The organism is Plantactinospora sp. GCM10030261, from assembly GCF_042666615.1.
Lineage (GTDB): Bacteria > Actinomycetota > Actinomycetes > Mycobacteriales > Micromonosporaceae > KBS50.
Genome location: NZ_JBHTDD010000001.1, coordinates 292037 through 305769 on the forward strand (window position 1 = coordinate 292037; position 13733 = coordinate 305769).

Sequence of the window (13733 nt, forward strand, 5' to 3'; positions counted from 1 at the left end):
GGCGTGCCACCACGACTAGCGCGGCGGCGGAAGCAAGGATAGCGGTTGCGCCCGGTAGCGGTGCAACCGGGTACCGTCGGCAGGATGTGCCGCCACGAGGCGGACCGGACAACCAAGTCGGGATGCCGGAAGAAGGACGACCAGGACCCAACCCGGCACCGCGACAGCCCAGACCGTAGACCTCAGGAGCATGATCATGGCAGCGAACCCGTCGTTCGACATCGTGAGCAAGGTCGACCGGCAGGAGATGGACAACGCCCTGCGCCAAGCCGAGAAGGAGCTGGGTTCGCGCTTCGACTTCCGCGGCACGGGCGCGCAGATCTCCTGGGCCGGCGAGGAGGCGATCTCCCTCCAGGCGGAGACCGAGGAGCGCGCCAAGGCGGCGCTGGACGTCTTCAAGGAGAAGGTCGTCAAGCGGAACCTTTCGCTGAAGTCCCTGGACTGCGGCGAGCCGCGCCAGTCCGGCAAGGTGTACCGGATCGACTGCAAGGTTCTCCAGGGCATCGCGACGGACAAGGCCAAGGCGATCAGCAAGAAGATCCGGGACGAGGGCCCGAAGGGTGTGCAGGCCCAGATCCAGGGTGACCAGCTGCGGGTGACCGGCAAGAAGAAGGACGATCTCCAGACGGTCATCGCGCTGCTCAAGAGCGAGGACTTCGGCGTCGCTCTCCAGTTCATCAACTACCGCTGAACCGAGCTGGATTATGTTCCGTGACCAGGAGCGGGCGCATCCGCCCTGGTCACGGACAAGGTCCGGTGACAGTTGATTGAACAGGATCGCGCATTTCGGCCACCGTGGCGCCCTACGCGCCTGGGCCGGGGAGCAGGTCGATGTCGGTTGCCCGCATCGACTGGCCGCAGGCGGAGCAGGTCAGCTCGACGTGGCTCACCTCGCCGCAGGCGTGGTGTCGGTGCAGCACCGGCGGCCCGGCCTCACCGGCCAGCCAGCTGTCGCCCCAACGGGCCATCACCAGCAGGATGTCGCACAGTTCCAGCCCTTTGGCGGTGAGCGCGTACTCGTACCGGGGTGGCCGGCTGGAGTATTCCCGGCGCTCCAGGATGCCTTTCTCCACGAGCCCGGACAGTCGTTCGGCGAGCACCTTGCGGGAGATGCCGAGCTGCCGCTGCAACTGGTCGAACCGGCCGGTCCCGGCGTACACGTCCCGCAGGATCAGCGGCGACCAGGGTTCGCCGATGACGTCCAGGGTACGGGCGATCGAGCAGGCCATGGCCCCGAACTGGGTGCGCTGCATGTGCCGAGTCTACGCCACTAGGTTCCCTCAAGGAACTCAGCCTGCTAAGGTCGAGTTCCTTGAGGGAACCCACTACCGAGAGGACCGCGTCCGTGAGACGTCCGCCGATCGTTCCGGCCGAACAGTGGCAGGCCCAGCGCGCGGCCCTGCTGGTACGCGAGAAACACCTCACCCGCGAACTGGACGCGCTCGCGGCGGCCCGCCGCCGGTTGCCGATGGTCCGCGTCGACAAGGAATACCTGTTCGAGGGCGCGGACGGCCCGGTGCGGCTGGTCGATCTGTTCGAGGGCCGGCGCCAACTGATCGTCTACACCTTCATGTGGCACGGCCCCACCGAGCACTGCTCCGGATGTTCGATGTTCACCGACAACATCGGCCACCTCGCCCACCTGAACGCCCGCGACGTCACGCTGGCGCTGGCCTCCCGGGGCCCGCTCGCCGAGCTTCTCGCGTACCGGCAGCGGATGGGCTGGTCGATTCCCTGGTACTCCTCCCTGGGCAACACCTACAACGTCGACATGGGAGGCGGCGACGGCTTCGCGCTCAACGTCTTCCTCCGCGACGGCGACGAGGTGTTCCGGACGTACTCCACCACCAACCGTGGCGTGGAGCGACTCGGCAGCAACTGGACGTTCCTCGACCTCACCCCGTACGGGCGCCAGGAAACCTGGGAGGACTCGCCGGAGGGCTGGCCGCGGTCCGAGCCGTACACCTGGTGGCGGCTGCACGACGAATACGGGAAGGACCCGGTATGACACCCACCGCCGAGTTGCTGTTCCGCGCGTCCGACGCCACTCCGATGAGCATCGACGCGGCCACCGTGAAGCCCTGGCGTCAGGCCGTCGACTGCCTGGCCACGGCGCCGAAGGCCTGGCTTGCCACGGTACGGCCGGACGGGCGCCCGCACGCGATGCCCGTGATGTTGGTCCTTGTCGAAGGCGTGCCCTGCGTGGCCTCCCGACCGCGGTCGCGCAAGGGTCTCAACCTCGCCCGCAATCCGAGCTGCGTCCTCACCATCGCCGGCGAAGACCTCGACCTGGTGGTGGAAGCCGAGGCCGTCCGGGTCGGCGACGAGGCCGGGCTCGGGGAGGTGGCGAGCGCGTTCAAGGACAAGTACGGCTGGGAGTTCGCCCTCCGGGACGGCCGCGTCCACGACGACAGCCTGCCGGGCTCCCCCGAGTACGGCTTCTATCGGCTCACGCCGACCCGGGCGTTCGGCTACGGCGGGGACGGTCTGACCGCGACCCGCTGGCGGTTCGACGGGAACTGAGAGCTGCGAGTAGCCGTCCAGCTTCTACCATCACTGTGGATGGACGGTTTTCCCGAGTCGGTTGACCGGCGACTCGACGCGGCACCTGTCGAGTTCGCCCGGTCTGCCCGTCAGCTGCTCCCGAAATGTGGCGAGTTGCCGCTGACACCGCCCTACGAAAGGGTCCTGCACGCGATCCTCGATCTCGCCGAAGGTGACTGGCGGCGGGTGCGCACGCTCGGTCAGGCCGCGCGAGAGGACTGGCGGGATGTGCTCTGGTGGGCCTCGGGTGGCGCTGGCGGACGATCCGACGAGGCGTGACATGATCAGGATTCACTGATCCGGAGGTGGCCCGTGGATCCCGTCGTCGCCCTGCTGCCCAGTGTGTTCCTCGGGCCCGCGGTCTGGGAGCCGGTGGCCGACCGCCTGCGCGAGCATGGCGTCCGGACGGCCCTCCCGTCGCCGCCACCAATCGGGACGAGCACTCCGCTCGAGGTGCTTGGCTGGTTGGCAGCCGCGCTGCCGAGCGACAGTGAACTCGTCCTCGTCCCGCACAGCAATGCCGGCCTGTACGTGCCCCAGCTCGCGACCCAACACCGGGTGACCGGTTACGTCTTCGTCGACGCGATCCTGCCGCCGTCCACCGGCGGCCAGTTCCCGGTGGCGCCGCCGGCCCTGGCCGAGATGCTCCGGGAGACGGTCGACCCGGACGGGCTGCTGCCCCCGTGGACCGGCTGGTGGTCCGCGCCGGACCTGGACGGCCTGTTCCCCGACGAGGACACCCGCCGACGGGTCGAGACCGGCCAGCCCCGGCTGCCGTACGACTATCTGCTCGCACCGGTCGACATCCCGGCCGGCTGGGACACCGACCCGGGGCGGTACGTGGCCTTCGGCGACGCCTACGCGGACGAGGCCGCGGACGCCGCCGCCCGGGGCTGGCCGGTCAGCCGGCTACCCGGCCGACACCTGCACATGCTGCACGATCCGGACACGGTGGCCCGGGAGATCCTGACCGCGCTGGGCCGCGCGCCGGCCACACCGGCCCCGACGGCGACCTGAGGACGAGCGCGACAGGCGTGGCGCCCCGCCGGCAGGGCTGTCGGCGGGGCTGCCGTTCGCTGGACGGTCCACGGCATGCGGGTGGCCAGCCGTCGGCGGTCAGCGGCGGTACTGGATGGGGCCGGAGTTCCCGGCGATCTCCTCCAGCCGGCGCACCCGCTCCTCCATCGGCGGGTGGGTGGAGAACATCTTGGCGACACCACCACCCTTGAACGGGTTGTCGATCATAAGGTGCGCGCTGTTGGTGAGCTGCCGGTCGGCCGGCAGCGGAAGCTGCTGGGTACCCATGTGGATCTTACGGAGGGCGCTGGCCAGCGCCAGCGGGTCCCGGGTCAGCGCCGCCCCCGAGGCGTCCGCCTGGTACTCCCGGTTCCGGCTGATCGCGAGCTGGATCACGGTGGCCGCGATCGGCCCCAGGATCAGCATGCCCAGCAGCACGGCCGGGTTCGGCGAGTCCTCGTCGTTCCCGCCGAGCGGGATGAACCACAGGATCTGGGCCAGCGCGGTGATGATGCCGGCCAGGCCGGCGGCGACGCTGGAGATCAGGATGTCCCGGTTGTAGACGTGGGACAGCTCATGGCCGATCACCCCGCGCAGCTCACGGTAGTCGAGGATCTGCGTGATCCCCTGGGTGACGCAGACGGCCGCGTTGGCCGGGTTTCGACCGGTTGCGAACGCGTTCGGCTGCATCGTCGGACTCACATACAGCCGCGGCATCGGCTGTCGCGCCTCCGCCGCCAGCTCCCGGACCATCTGATAGAGCGCGGGGAACTCGGCCTCACTGACCGGTTGCGCGCGCATCGACCGCAACGCCAGCTTGTCCGAGAAGAAGTAGCTGATCCCGTTCATCAACAGGGAGATCACGACGGCGATGACCAGGCCGGTGCTCCCGCCGAACCAGTAACCGACGCCCAGGATCAAGGCGGTGAGCAGGCCAAGCAGGGCGGCCGTCTTCAGACCGTTTCGGTGGCTGTGCACGATCACTCCTTCGGTGCGCGGACCACGTACGATCCGCTGCCCGGTTCAACAACTGCCTACCCCGCCATCATCCGGATATAGCTGAGAGTTACCTGAACAGCGCGTACGGGGGTCGGACCGGCACGTCCTGCTCGCCGCCCCGGCTGGCTGCCGACCGGCGCCTTGATCGACTCGATGGCGGTGATGTAGCGGGGTCCGAACGCCCACAAGCCCCCAACATCTCCCACATCGAGTGAATCAACCCGAGGCGCTGGACGGTCAACCCGGCGAGACCCAACGAAGGTCAGTGCCGCCACGGTCCGATCGGCAATGCCAAGCGAACACCGCTGATCTCTAGGGTGGTCCGATGGATGCGCGACGAGACACCCCGCCAGTCGAGCGGGCACGGCCGGTGGGCCGGCTGTTGCTGCCGGCCGCGCTGTTGACCGGCACGGCAGCGGCGATCGCCGGGCTGGCGCCGGGCGGGCTGGGCGATCCGGATCCGGTAAGGGTCAGCACCGGCCCTTCCGCCGAGATGTACCGGAGCGTGGCGTCGCTGGTGGCCGGCACGCCAGAGTGGGCATATCCGATTGTGGCACTGGCCGCCGAGGCGGTGATCGTGGTCCTCCTGCTGGCGGTCGCGCTCCTCTGGTGGGTCCGGCGCCACGAATCCGGCGTGCCGCGTGGGCTGCTGCTCACCCTGGCCGGCACCACCGCGACGTACGCGATCAGCGAGGCGGTCAAGCTGGTCGTGGACGAGGAACGGCCGTGCCGGGCGGTGCCCGGCGTCGGCCCGATCCCCGACTGTCCCGCGATCGGCGACTGGTCCTTCCCGAGCAACCACACCACCGTGGCCGCGGCCCTGGCCGTCGGGCTGGTGCTGGTCCGGTGGCGGCTGTGGCCGGTCCTCCTGCTGGCCGTCGCGGCGGCGGCGCTCCGAGTGGCCGGCGGCGTCCACTACCCGCACGACGTGCTGGCCGGCGCGATTCTCGGCGGCGGCGGCACGGCGGCCCTGCTGGTCCTGGCCGGATTTGGCCGGCCGGCAGCAGCCGGCCAGAAGCACACGGAAACGCCGTCGGCCGGCCATAAGCGCGCGAACACGCCGTCGGCCGGTCGGACGCGCGCCGGCACGCCGGCGGTCGACGCACCACCCGGCACCGCCCGACCGGTCAGCGGGTGGCGACGTCGAGGACGAGCTGCGGCGCGAACCCGAGAACGATCGTGATCGCGGTGGCGACGGCAAGCGCCACCGCCACCGGCCAGGCCGCCCGCCGCGGCGAGGCGCCGGGAATGTCGTCGGCTACCGAGCCGGCCGCCGTCGGGGACGCGTACAGGGTGGCGGCCACCCGGACGTAGTACGCCAGCCCGACCACGGCATTGAGCGCCACCACGACTGCCAGCCAGCCGGCGTCCCCGAGCAGCAACGCCCGCACCACTGTCACCTTGGCGAACAGGCCGGCGAGCCCGGGCGGCAGGCCGGCGAGCCCCACCAGGGCCAGCACGAGCGCGGCGGCGACCAACGGCCGGCGCCGGCCGGCCCCCCGGTAGGCCGCCACCTCGCCCCCGTCGGCACCGGCCGGCCGCAACGCCACCACTGCGCCGAAGGCCGCGAACTCCAACACCACGAAGAACACGGTGTACGCCACGGTGGCCGCCGCCAGCGCGGCATGGTCGCCCCCGACCAGCGACAACGCGCCGAGCGGCGCGATCATATAGCCCGCCTGGGCCACCGACGACCAGGCGAGCAGCCGGATCATCCGGGTCTGCCGCAGCGCCACCAGGTTGCCGACCGTCATGGTCAACACCGCGATCGTGGCGAGCACCGGGCCGGTCCACTCCACCGGCAACGCCGGCATCCCGTCCACCGTGCCGTCCGCCGCCGGCCACGCCGTCGCGGTGACCGCAAGCAACGCCACCACGCCGCCCAGCTTCGACGCGGTGGACAGGTAGGCGGCCACCGGCACCGGCGCGCCGTCGTAGGTCGTGGGCGCCCACGCGTGGAACGGCACCGCGGCCACCTTGAACGCCAGGCCGAGCACCACAAGCACAGCGGCCGTGGAAACCAGCGGCGCCTGCCCGGCCGGCAGATCACCGGCGAGCGCGGCGCCGAGCTGGCTCAGGTGCAGGTGACCGGTGCCGGCGTAGAGCAGGGCGGCGCCGAGCAGGGTGACCGCCGTCGCCACCACGCTGACCACGAAGAACGTCACCGCGGCGGTGGCTCCCGGCAGGCTGGTGCGGCGTGCGCCGACCAGCACGTACAGCGGCAGGGTCAGCGTCTCCAGCGCCACGATCAACGTGATCAGGTCACCGGCGGCGCCCAGCACCACGCCCCCGGTCATCGAGCAGGCCAGCAGGAAGCAGTACTCCCCCGCCGGCACCGCCGCCGACCGAAGCAGCGGCGCGGAAAGCCCGAGCACACCCAGGGTGAGCAGCGCGAACAACACCCCGACCAGGGCCGAACGACCGGACGTCAGGTAGGAGCAGCCGTCGCCCGCGCAGAACGTCAGCCGCCCTGGGGCGACCAGCACCGCCGCCACCCCGGTCGCCACCGCACCGGCGGCGGCCGCCAGCACGGTCACCCGCCACCGGGCCACCGCAAGATCCGCGAGGAGGACCAGCACCGCGGTGCCGGCCGCCAGGTAGGCCGGCAGCAACGCGACGCTGTCCACCGCCTGCGTCATCGCGACCCCCCGCCCGCCGCCTCCAGCAGAGCCCGCACCGGATCACCCGCGAATCCCAGCACCAGCGTCGGAACCAGCCCCACCGCGAGCGCCAGCAGCACCAGCGGTGCCCACGCCACCCACTCCACCCCGGCGAGCCGCGGCCCCAGCCCGCGCACGGCCGGAGCCGCCGGCCCGTGCGTCACCCGACGCAGCAACCGCAGGAAGTACGCGGCCGTCAGCGCGCCGCCGATCGCCGCCAGCACACCGAGCGTCACCCACAGCGCCCCGCCCCGGTCGATCGCCGCGACCACCGCGAACGCCTCCCCCCAGAACCCGGCCAGCCCCGGCAGGCCCAGCGACGCCACCGCGGCGAACGCCAACAACCCGGCCAGTCGCGGCGCGGTTTCCCGCAATCCCCCCAGGTCGGCCAGCGCGCCGGTGTGTGCGCGGTCCTTCAAGCCGCCGACCAGGAAGAACAGCAGCCCGGTGATGACGCCGTGGGCCACGTTGCCGATCAGGGCGGCCTGGATGCCGGTGCCGGTGAGGGTGGCGATGCCGAGCAGCACGAACCCCATGTGCCCGACGCTGGAATAGGCGATGAGCCGCTTCAACTCGTCCTGAGCTAGGCAGACCAGCGCCCCGATCAGGATCGCCGCCACCGCGAGCACGCCAAGCACCGGCGCCGCCCAGCGGGCCCCCTCCGGGGTCACCCCCACCCCGATCCGGATCAGCCCGTAGGTGCCCATCTTCAGCAGCACCCCGGCGAGGATCACACTGCCCACCGTGGGCGCCTGGGTGTGCGCGTCGGGCAGCCAGGAATGCAGCGGCCAGAGTGGACTCTTCACCGCGAAGGCCAGGGCCAGCAGGGTGAACGCGACAAGTTGGGTGGTCCGGGTCAGCCCGGTGCCGCCGGTCAGCGCGACAATGTCACCGGTGCCGGCCGCGGCGACCACCACGAACACCCCGACCAGCAGCAGCACCGAGCCGAACAGCGTGTAGAGGGCGAACTTGCGGGCGGCCGCCCGCTGTGCGGCGTCGCTCGGGCGCGGCATGACATCCCCCGCGTACTGGCGCGGCATCTCGCGGTCGCCACCCCAGCCGGCGATCACCGCGTACATCGGCAGCAGCACGACCTCGAAGAAGACGAAGAACAACACCAGGTCGAGGGCGAGGAACGTGCCGAGCATGCCGACCTCGATGACCAGCAGCAACGCCACCAGCGCCCGGCCCGACGAGTGTGCCGGCGCCCGCCGCACCGTGTAGGCGCAGCAGAGCAGGGTGAGCAGCCCGGTCAACACCACGAGCGGGTACGAGATGCCGTCGACCCCGAGGTGGAACCGCAGATCCAGACCGGGCACCCAGGGCAGGTCCACCTGGTGCCAGGGCAGCACCGGCGGCGGGCCGGTCGCCGACCCGTAGGAGACCCAGCCGAGATCGCGGTCGTGCACCCCGAGCAGGATGAGGAGCAGCAGGGTCACGGCGGCAAAGCCGGCGCCCACCAGCCGGGCCGCCCGATCAGCGCGGGCCGGCGTCAGGGCCACCACGGCGGCCCCGACGGCCGGCACGGCGAGGGCTCCGACCAGCCAGACCTGCCCCGCCGTCATGCCCGGCCTCCGTTGCCGGTGCCGGCCGCGTCGGGCGTCGGTCGCAGCCCGTTGGTCATGACACGCCTCCGATCAGCGCGGCGGCCAGGCCGAGCAGCAGCGCCCCGGCCAGCACCGCGGTCGCCGCCCGGGGCAAGGCGGCCCGGTGCAGCGCGGCCAGCGCGCCACCCAGCCCCACTGTTCCGCGGCCGGTGCCCTCGACCGCGCCGTCCACCACCGACTCGTCGAGCTGGCGAACCCTTCGGCCGAGAGCGCGCACCGGGCGTACCACGATGGCGTGCTGAATCTCGTCGAACCAGAACGCCCGGGCGAAGGCCGGCCGCAGCGGACCCAGGGTGACGGCCGGATCGGCCGCCGGGTCCCGACGCCACCGCCACCAGGCCACCCCGGCCCCCGCCGCGACCAGCAGCAACGGCACGACCAGGTCCGGCGTGAGATGCGCGAGCGGCTCCGGGAACAGCAGGTCGGACGGCTTGTCCAGAGTGGCCGGCCGGGCCGGCTCCAACCAGCCGGCGAACGTCGACGAGAAGGCCAGCAGACCGAGCAGTGTGGTCGGCACCGCCAGCAGCAGCACCGGCCAGCGCATCGTCGGCGGCGGGTCGTGCGGGCGCGCGGCCGGGGAGCGGCTACGGCCCAGGAACGTCACCAGCAGCAGCCGGGTGGCGTACCAGGCGGTGACCGCCACCCCGACCAGGCCGGCCAGCAGCACCAGCCAGCCCACCCATGCCGGGGCCGGGCCGGCGTGCCCGAACGCCGCCTCCTCGGCGGCCACCAGGATGCCGTCCTTGCTCCAGAATCCGGCCAGCGGCGGCACCCCGGCCAGCGCGCCGAGCCCCAACGCGGTGCACCAGAAGGTGACGGGCATCGTCCGGCGCAGGCCACCCATCGCCGACAGCAGCGTGCTGCCCACCGCGTGGATCACCGCGCCGGCGGCCAGGAACAGCAGCGCCTTGAAGGCGGCGTGGCTGAGCAGGTGGAACAGCGCCGCCGGGGGCGACCCGACGGCCAGCGCGCCGGCCAGGTAGCCGATCTGGGAGACGGTCGACCAGGCCAGCACCCGCTTGAGATCGTCCTGCGCGGTGGCCGCGAACGCGCCGAGCAGCAGGGTGATCGCGGCCATGATGCCGAGCACGGCCAGCGCGGCGGGTGTCGCCGCGTACAACGGATAGAGCCGGGTCACCACGTAGATGCCGGCCGCCACCATCGTCGCCGCGTGGATCAGCGCGGAGACCGGCGTCGGGCCGGCCATCGCGTCGGGCAGCCAGGAATGCAGCGGGAACTGCGCGCTCTTGCCGGCCACCCCGGCCAGCAGCAGCAGGCAGGCGGCGGTCAGCAGACCGGCGTCATGGTCGTACGCCAGTACGTCGGCGATCCGGAAGCTGCCCGCGCTCAACCCGAGCAGCGCGATCCCCAGCCAGAACCCGATGTCACCCACCCGGGTGACCAGGAACGCCTTCACCGCAGCCGCGGGTGCCTCCGGAAGCCGCCGGTCATGAGCGATCAGCAGGTACGAGCAGAGCCCCATCACCTCCCAACCGACAAGCAGCATGACCAGGTCGCTCGCCACCACCACCAGCAGCATCGCCGCGATGAACAGGCCCACCTGCGCGGCGTAGGGCGCGTACCGGTGGTCGACGTCGCCGTCACCGGGCGGGCGGCGCAGGTAGGCCACCGAATAGACCTGCACCGCCAGCGCCACCGCCGAGACGGCCACCGCGACCAGGGCGGCGGCCCGGTCGACCCGCACCCCGAAGGTCACGTCCAGGCCGCCGAACTGGATCCACCGGGCGCCGGCCTCCACGCCGTCGCCGGCCGTGGCCAGCAGCGCCACCGACAGGACCAGGGCGACGGCAGCGGCGCCCACACCGAGAGCGATCGGCACGGCCCGGGACCGGGCGACAAACGAACCGTCGGGCAGGCCGCGCGGCGACGGCGACAACAGCAGGCCAGCCAGCGCCGCCACCGCGGGTACGGCCGGAAGCAGCGCGGCGAGGAGCACGGGTCCGGTCACCGGGGCACCACCGGGGCAGGGTCAGCAGGTCCGACCGGTCCCTCACCGGCCGCGATGGCGTCGCCCGGGACGATCTGCTGCGGCGGAACGTCGAGGCGCACCTCGTCCACCGCGACGCTGGACCGCAGCCGATAGAGCTGAAGCACGATGGCCAGGCCGACACCCACCTCGGCCGCCGCCAGCACGATCACGAACAGGGTGAACACCTGCCCGCCGTACGGCAGCGTGGCCCGCACCGTGGTGTCGGCGGTGACCAGGATCAGGTTGACCGCGTTGAGCATCAGCTCCACGGCCATCAGCACCAGCACCGCGTTGCGCCGGCGCAGCACGCCGTACGCCCCGAGGCCGAACAGCAGGGCGGCCGTGACGTACGGGATGACGGGCCTCACCGGCGACCCTCCGCGTCGCGGCGCCCGCCGCCGTCGGCATCGCTGGCGTTGTCCGCGCCGGGGTTCTGGCGGCCGATGTCGTGCCGGGACAGCACGATCGCGCCCACCAGGGCGGACAGCAGCAGCACCGAGAGCACCTCGAACGGCAGCACCCAGGAGCTGAAGATCTCGGTACCGATCCGCTCGGCGTTGCCCGGGGCCGGCAGCTCCACCGACGTCCAGCGGTAGGCGTTTACCAGCAGCAGCGTCAGACCGAGCCCGGTGCCGCCACCGACCAGGGCGGCCGCCCAGCCCGGCCGGTCCAGCTCGGTCGAGGCACCGATCGGAGCCCGGGTCAGCATCACCGCGAACAGCAGCAGCACCACGATGGCGCCAACGTAGATCAACACCTGCACCCAGGCGACAAGTTCGGCGGAGAGCACCAGATACATGCCGGCCACCGCGCTCAGGCAGACCACCAGATAGAGGCCGGCCCGGACCAGGTGCCGGCTGGCCACCACCAGGGCACCGGAGCCGACCGCCACCAGGCCCAGCGCCAGCAGCAGCACGTCGGCGCCCGTCATCCCGGGGACCCCGGGTCGGGGTCTGCGGGCTCTGCGGCCGGAGGCGCACCGGCGGCGGGCGGCGCGCCGGGGGCGTCCTTCGGGCGTACCTCGTCGGGAAGGGACGGACGGGCCGCGGGACGGGCCGGGACCGCGGCCTTGCGCGCGGCGGCGGTCTCCTCCTTGGCCGGCTCGCCGGCGCGGTCGTGCGCCGGCGGGGGCGGCACGGTGGCCATCCACTCGCCCAGGTGGTCCTTGTCGTGCAGCAGGTCGCGGATGTCGTACTCGGCGTACTCGAACTCCGGCGACCAGTAGAGCGCGTCGAACGGGCACACCTCGATGCAGATGCCGCAGTACATGCAGAGGGAGAAGTCGATGTCGAAGCGGTCCAGCACGTTGCGCTGCCGGGGACGGGCGGCGCCGGGCACCGCCACCTCCTCCTTGTGCGAGTCGATGTAGATGCACCAGTCCGGGCACTCGCGGGCGCAGAGCATGCAGACCGTGCAGTTCTCCTCCAGCAGCGCGATGACGCCCCGGGAGCGGGGCGGAAGCTCCGGCGCCACGTCCGGATACTGCTGGGTGGTGGACCGGCGGGTCATCGTCTTGAGGGTGACCGCCAACCCCTTCGCGAGTCCCTCTCCCGGCACGCCCATGCCGCCCATCCTGCCCTGTCCGGCCGGCGCGCGCGACCACCCCTCGCGTCTTCGTGGCGGTACGGTGACGGGCGGGGAGAACGACCTGCCAGAAGGACAGTGATGACACTGGCCGACATCTGCCCGCCCGACGGCGGGTGGAGCGTTGACGAACTCGAATCCTTCCCCGACGACAACCGGCACCGGGAGATCCTGGACGGGGCTCTCCTCCTGCCGCCGTCCCCGAACACCGCCCACCAGAACATCGGGGCCGCGCTTTTCACCGCCCTCTACGACGCCGCGCCCACGAACCTGGAGGTCGTGCCACGCATCGGGCTCCTGCTCTCGCGGTGGCGATACTTCGTTCCAGACGTGCTGGTGGTGGACGCCGCAGCGGTGACCGACGAGTCGACACACTTCGATCCGCAGGTGGTGATCCTCGCCGTCGAAGTCGTCGCCCACGGTTCCAGGCAATGGACCGGGTCACCAAACCGGCACTGTACGCGCAGGCGGGCATCCCGTTCTACTGGCGGATCGAGGTCGAAGACGGCGGTCTGGCCGTGTACACGTACAAGATTGATCCGGCATCGGCGGTCTACACCGAGACGGGCCGGTGGACAAAGGAGATCAACACGGGCGAGCCGTTCCCGGTCAACCTGCCGATCGCCCGGCTGACTCCCCGTTTCCTGTAGCCGCCCGAGGCGCTCGACCGCCAGGGCCGCCGCCGGCCGCGCGGCGGTTGGCGTGGTCGTCTGGCTTTCCGGCCAGGGGCACGGTCGGCGCCCCGGCGGACAGGCCGGCGAAGTGGGCGTCGACCTCGGCGCGGGCCTCGACCGGGGTGAGCGCTCCCGACAGCAGCCGGATCGTCAGCCCGTCCATCAGAGTGGTGATCGCGCTCACCACGGCCGGCACGTCCGCGTCGGCGGCGATGCCGCCGTCCCGCTTGACGAGGGCGGCCAGGCGTTCGAGGTTGCCCCGCAGCTCGACGGCGTTGTCCCGCAGTACGGTCGCGATCCCCTCGTCGATAAGCGATTCGGCGGTGAGCACCAACCAGACCCGCGCCTCGAACAGGCGATCGAGGTCCAGGGGTACGAGTTCCAGCACGGCCAGCCAGAGGGTGTCGAGGGCTGTCGAGCCGGTCGGGATTCGCTGGGCCCGGTTGACGACCCGGTCGGCGAGATGCGCCATCGCGGCCCGGACCATCAACTCCCGGGTAGGCAGGTAGTGCTGGGCCGTGGCCAGCGGCATTCCCGCCTCGCCCGCGACGGCTCGAACTGTCGTTCCGGCCGAGCCCGCGCGGTTCAGCACGGCGCAGGCCGCCGCGCCGAGCCGTCGCCGACGCTCCTCGTGGTCCACCACCTTCGGCATGACGCC

General features: G+C 71.9%; 16 protein-coding genes and 1 pseudogene. 8 read left to right on the forward strand and 9 right to left on the reverse strand.

Going from position 1 to position 13733, the window contains the following annotated elements; all coding sequences use genetic code 11:
- The first annotated feature begins 196 nt into the window (after positions 1–196).
- The gene (locus tag ACFQUZ_RS01435; RefSeq protein WP_377436915.1) at positions 197–691 is read left to right on the forward strand and encodes a YajQ family cyclic di-GMP-binding protein; all 495 of its coding nucleotides are present in this window, start codon (positions 197–199) and stop codon (positions 689–691) included.
- A 112-nt stretch (positions 692–803) separates the two neighbouring features.
- On the opposite strand, the gene ACFQUZ_RS01440 is transcribed toward ACFQUZ_RS01435, so the two are convergent.
- On the reverse strand, positions 804–1253 hold the full coding sequence (locus ACFQUZ_RS01440; protein WP_377436917.1) for a winged helix-turn-helix transcriptional regulator: 450 nt from the start codon (positions 1251–1253) through the stop codon (positions 804–806).
- Positions 1254–1345: 92 nt separating this feature from the next.
- On the opposite strand from ACFQUZ_RS01440, the gene ACFQUZ_RS01445 reads away from it, so the two are divergent.
- Genes ACFQUZ_RS01445 through ACFQUZ_RS01460 form a run of 4 tightly spaced genes read left to right on the forward strand, consistent with a single transcriptional unit; the run spans position 1346 to position 3561 of the window.
- Positions 1346–2008 carry a DUF899 domain-containing protein gene (locus ACFQUZ_RS01445; RefSeq protein WP_377436918.1) on the forward strand — a complete coding sequence of 221 codons (663 nt, stop codon included), beginning with the start codon at positions 1346–1348 and terminating at the stop codon, positions 2006–2008.
- Positions 2005–2523 (forward strand): pyridoxamine 5'-phosphate oxidase family protein, encoded by a 519-nt coding sequence (locus tag ACFQUZ_RS01450; RefSeq protein WP_377436920.1) that lies wholly within the window; start codon positions 2005–2007, stop codon positions 2521–2523. Before ACFQUZ_RS01445 ends, ACFQUZ_RS01450 begins: the two co-directional genes overlap by 4 nt.
- Positions 2524–2562: 39 nt before the next feature.
- The gene (locus ACFQUZ_RS01455) at positions 2563–2823 is read left to right on the forward strand and encodes a hypothetical protein (protein ID WP_377436921.1); all 261 of its coding nucleotides are present in this window, start codon (positions 2563–2565) and stop codon (positions 2821–2823) included.
- A gap of 33 nt (positions 2824–2856) precedes the next feature.
- Positions 2857–3561: a hypothetical protein gene (locus ACFQUZ_RS01460; protein ID WP_377436922.1), complete on the forward strand. Its 705-nt coding sequence runs from the start codon at positions 2857–2859 to the stop codon at positions 3559–3561.
- 99 nt (positions 3562–3660) lie between these two features.
- Here ACFQUZ_RS01460 and htpX read toward each other — a convergent pair whose 3' ends face one another.
- Positions 3661–4539 (reverse strand): zinc metalloprotease HtpX, encoded by an 879-nt coding sequence (gene htpX, locus ACFQUZ_RS01465; protein WP_377436924.1) that lies wholly within the window; start codon positions 4537–4539, stop codon positions 3661–3663.
- 346 nt (positions 4540–4885) lie between these two features.
- Between htpX and ACFQUZ_RS01470 the strand changes: the two genes are divergently transcribed.
- Positions 4886–5743, forward strand: coding sequence for a phosphatase PAP2 family protein (locus ACFQUZ_RS01470; RefSeq protein ID WP_377436925.1), 858 nt, complete (start codon positions 4886–4888; stop codon positions 5741–5743).
- Here ACFQUZ_RS01470 and ACFQUZ_RS01475 read toward each other — a convergent pair.
- Genes ACFQUZ_RS01475 through ACFQUZ_RS01500 form a run of 6 tightly spaced genes read right to left on the reverse strand, consistent with a single transcriptional unit; the run spans position 5688 to position 12389 of the window.
- Entirely contained in the window at positions 5688–7199 is a 1512-nt protein-coding gene (locus ACFQUZ_RS01475) for an NADH-quinone oxidoreductase subunit N (protein WP_377436926.1), read from the reverse strand. The genes ACFQUZ_RS01470 and ACFQUZ_RS01475 overlap by 56 nt on opposite strands.
- The gene (locus tag ACFQUZ_RS01480; protein WP_377436927.1) at positions 7196–8785 is read right to left on the reverse strand and encodes a NuoM family protein; all 1590 of its coding nucleotides are present in this window, start codon (positions 8783–8785) and stop codon (positions 7196–7198) included. Before ACFQUZ_RS01480 ends, ACFQUZ_RS01475 begins: the two co-directional genes overlap by 4 nt.
- 55 nt (positions 8786–8840) lie before the next feature.
- On the reverse strand, positions 8841–10796 hold the full coding sequence (locus ACFQUZ_RS01485; RefSeq protein WP_377436928.1) for an NADH-quinone oxidoreductase subunit L: 1956 nt from the start codon (positions 10794–10796) through the stop codon (positions 8841–8843).
- Positions 10793–11185, reverse strand: a complete 393-nt coding sequence (gene nuoK, locus ACFQUZ_RS01490) for an NADH-quinone oxidoreductase subunit NuoK (RefSeq protein ID WP_377436929.1) — start codon at positions 11183–11185, stop codon at positions 10793–10795. The genes ACFQUZ_RS01485 and nuoK overlap by 4 nt, the downstream gene beginning before the upstream one ends.
- A complete protein-coding gene (locus ACFQUZ_RS01495; RefSeq protein ID WP_377436930.1) occupies positions 11182–11748 on the reverse strand; it encodes an NADH-quinone oxidoreductase subunit J in 567 nt (188 codons plus the stop codon). Before ACFQUZ_RS01495 ends, nuoK begins: the two co-directional genes overlap by 4 nt.
- Positions 11745–12389, reverse strand: coding sequence for a NuoI/complex I 23 kDa subunit family protein (locus ACFQUZ_RS01500; RefSeq protein WP_377436931.1), 645 nt, complete (start codon positions 12387–12389; stop codon positions 11745–11747). The genes ACFQUZ_RS01495 and ACFQUZ_RS01500 overlap by 4 nt, the downstream gene beginning before the upstream one ends.
- Positions 12390–12482: 93 nt before the next feature.
- Here ACFQUZ_RS01500 and ACFQUZ_RS01505 point away from each other — a divergent pair.
- Both ACFQUZ_RS01505 and ACFQUZ_RS01510 read left to right on the forward strand, forming a co-directional pair.
- Positions 12483–12767: pseudogene (locus ACFQUZ_RS01505) on the forward strand (Uma2 family endonuclease); the annotation flags it as partial.
- A gap of 65 nt (positions 12768–12832) precedes the next feature.
- Positions 12833–13051, forward strand: a complete 219-nt coding sequence (locus tag ACFQUZ_RS01510) for a hypothetical protein (RefSeq protein ID WP_377437513.1) — start codon at positions 12833–12835, stop codon at positions 13049–13051.
- Here ACFQUZ_RS01510 and ACFQUZ_RS01515 read toward each other — a convergent pair.
- On the reverse strand, positions 13011–13727 hold the full coding sequence (locus tag ACFQUZ_RS01515) for a TetR/AcrR family transcriptional regulator (RefSeq protein ID WP_377436932.1): 717 nt from the start codon (positions 13725–13727) through the stop codon (positions 13011–13013). The genes ACFQUZ_RS01510 and ACFQUZ_RS01515 overlap by 41 nt on opposite strands.
- Positions 13728–13733 lie beyond the last annotated feature (6 nt).